Origin of the sequence: Blastomonas sp., assembly GCF_041747255.1 — a bacterium.
GTDB lineage: Bacteria > Pseudomonadota > Alphaproteobacteria > Sphingomonadales > Sphingomonadaceae > Blastomonas.
Genome location: NZ_JBGTFM010000223.1, coordinates 1 through 2,538 on the forward strand (window position 1 = coordinate 1; position 2,538 = coordinate 2,538).

Here is a 2,538-nt window from a genome sequence, read left to right on the forward strand (position 1 = left end):
AGCGCAGGATGCGTTCGCGCTGCGCAGCCAGCAGCGCGCCGCTGCTGCGCAAGCTTCCGGACATCTCGCTGCACAGATCACGCCGGTGACCATCGCCAGCCGCAAGGGCGATGTCGGCGTCGATACCGACGAGCACCCGCGCGCCGACACCACGCTGGCGAGTCTTGCCAATCTCAAGCCCATTGTTCGCGCCGATGGCACCGTGACGGCGGGCAACGCTTCGGGCGTCAACGACGGCGCTGCGGCGATGATCATCGCCAGCGAGGCGGCGGCACAAGCTCATGGTCTGGAGCCGCGTGCGCGCGTGCTGGGCATGGCCAGCGCCGGGGTGGCGCCGCGCATTATGGGGCTAGGCCCGGTGCCCGCGACGCAAAAGCTGCTGGCAAAGCTGGGGTTGACGATGGATCAGATCGATGTGGTCGAGCTGAACGAGGCGTTCGCGGCGCAGGGTCTCGCGGTGATGCGCGAGCTGGGGATGGCCGACGATGACCCGCGCGTCAACGCGTGGGGCGGTGCGATTGCGCTGGGTCATCCGCTCGGCATGTCCGGCGCGCGCATCTTGCAGACGGTGGTCGACCGGTTGCATGTTGAGGGCGGGCGTTATGGCCTGGCCACGCTGTGCATTGGCGTGGGGCAAGGGCTGGCGGTCGCGGTCGAGCGGGTGTGATTTACCCCTTGTACAAGCCATCCATCCGCGTCTGATAGCGCCCCCGGATCACGTGCCGACGGATCTTGAGTGAGGGCGTCATCTCGCCATTTTCGATGCTGAACGGTTCATCGGCAAAAGTGAACTGGCGGACCTTTTCGATCACTGAAAGGTCGCTGTTCACCCGGTCAATCGCGGCGCGCAATGCAGATTTGAACGCGGGGTTCGCCTGCAACGTGGCAAAATCGAATGGCATGTCTTCGGCGCTCGCCCATTCCATCGCCCATTCGGGGTCTGGCACCACCAGTCCGACCAGATAGGGCCGCCGGTCGCCCGTGACCATCGCCTGATGAATCTCGGGCTGCAGCGTCAGCATGCCTTCAACCTTTTGCGGCGACACATTGTCGCCCTTGTCGTTGACGATCAGGTCCTTCTTGCGATCTGTTATGGCGATGCGACCTGCATCGTCGATCAGCCCGATGTCGCCGGTGTGCAGCCAGCCATCGATCAGCACTCGCGCGCTTTCCTCAGGGTTCTGCCAATAGCCGTGCATCACCTGCTCACCGCGCACCAGAATCTCGCCATCCTCGGCGATTTTCACTTCGGTATCGGCGAGCACCGGGCCAACGGTGTCCATCTTCAGCCCCACCGACGGGCGGTTGCAGGCGATGATCGGCGCGGCCTCGGTCTGGCCATAGCCCTGCAGGAGCGTTAGCCCAAGCGAATGAAAAAACACGCCGATCTCGGGATTGAGCGGCGCTCCGCCCGAGACCATCGCCTTCATCCGCCCGCCAAAGCGTGCCTGAATCTTGGGGCGCAGGCTTTTCGACAGGATGAAATCCATCGGCTTGTCGAGCACCCCGGCGCGGCCATCGAGCTGCTTTTGACCGAGCGCCATCGCGCGTTCGAACAGGAAGTTGGCGAGCTTCCCCTGCTTTTGAATCTGCTTGAGGATGCGCGCGCGCAGCACCTCGAACAGGCGCGGCACCACGACCATGATCGTCGGACGCGTTTCTTCGATGTTGCTGGCGAGCTTTTCGAGCCCTTCCGAATAATAAATTTGCGCCCCCAGACCGATGGGGAAGAACTGCCCGGCGCTGTGTTCATACGCATGGCTGAGCGGCAGAAACGAAAGGAACACCTCGTCATCCCAACCGAAATCTTCGGCGATCACCCGGGTTGGCCCTGCGACATTGTGCAGGATCGCGCCATGGTGCTGCATCACCCCGCGCGGCGCACCACCGGTGCCGCTGGTATAGATGATGCACGCGGTGTCCTGCCGGGAGAGTGCGGCAGCATCGGCCTTGATCGCCGCGATCAGCCCGGCCTGTCGTGCCGCGTCGCCTGTCACCAGATCGTCCCAGCTGTGCGCCATGAAGCGGCTGGCCTGCGCGATCTTGAGCGCGTCCATGCCGATGACATGCCAGGCATTGCCCGCGCGCAGCACGGCGGGCAGCAATGTCTTGGCAAGCTTGGCGTTCGACACGATCACCGCGCGCGCACCCGAATTGTCGAGGATGTGCTGGTGGTCGCGCTCGGTATTGGTGGTGTAGGTTGGCACCGTGATGCAGCCGGCGGCCATGATCGCCAGATCTGAAATGCACCATTCGGGGCGGTTTTCAGAGACCAGCATCACCCGGTCACCGCGCACCAGCCCCATATCCTTGAGCGCACTGGCAAGCTCTGCCACCTGGCCTGCCGCCGAGCGCCAGCTAGTCGACACCCAGGCCCCGTCGCGCTTGGCCCACAGGAACGGCGCATCGCCCAGCTCATCGGCGCGCACAAAGAACATCGATACCAGATTGTCGAACCGGGCGAACTGGCCCATGGATTTGTCCGCGATCACCGTCAACAGGCTCCTGTCTGCGCCGCGCTTGCTGTGCGGTCTGTGG

Annotated in this window: 2 protein-coding genes; one reads left to right on the forward strand and one right to left on the reverse strand. The window is 63.9% G+C overall.

The features are described 5' to 3' along the window. On the forward strand, positions 1-667 hold a 667-nt coding region (locus tag ACEW8G_RS07940), incomplete at its 5' end, for an acetyl-CoA C-acyltransferase (RefSeq protein ID WP_373487890.1). A 1-nt stretch (position 668) separates the two neighbouring features. On the opposite strand, the gene ACEW8G_RS07945 is transcribed toward ACEW8G_RS07940, so the two are convergent. Continuing rightward, on the reverse strand, positions 669-2,474 hold the full coding sequence (locus tag ACEW8G_RS07945; protein WP_373487891.1) for a long-chain fatty acid--CoA ligase: 1,806 nt from the start codon (positions 2,472-2,474) through the stop codon (positions 669-671). Positions 2,475-2,538: the final 64 nt, after the last annotated feature.

Bases quoted from the DNA above. Each gene is read 5' to 3' on its own strand.
- ACEW8G_RS07945 (WP_373487891.1), bottom strand. From the start codon at position 2,474: ATGGGCCAGTTCGCCCGGTTCGACAATCTGGTATCGATGTTCTTTGTG.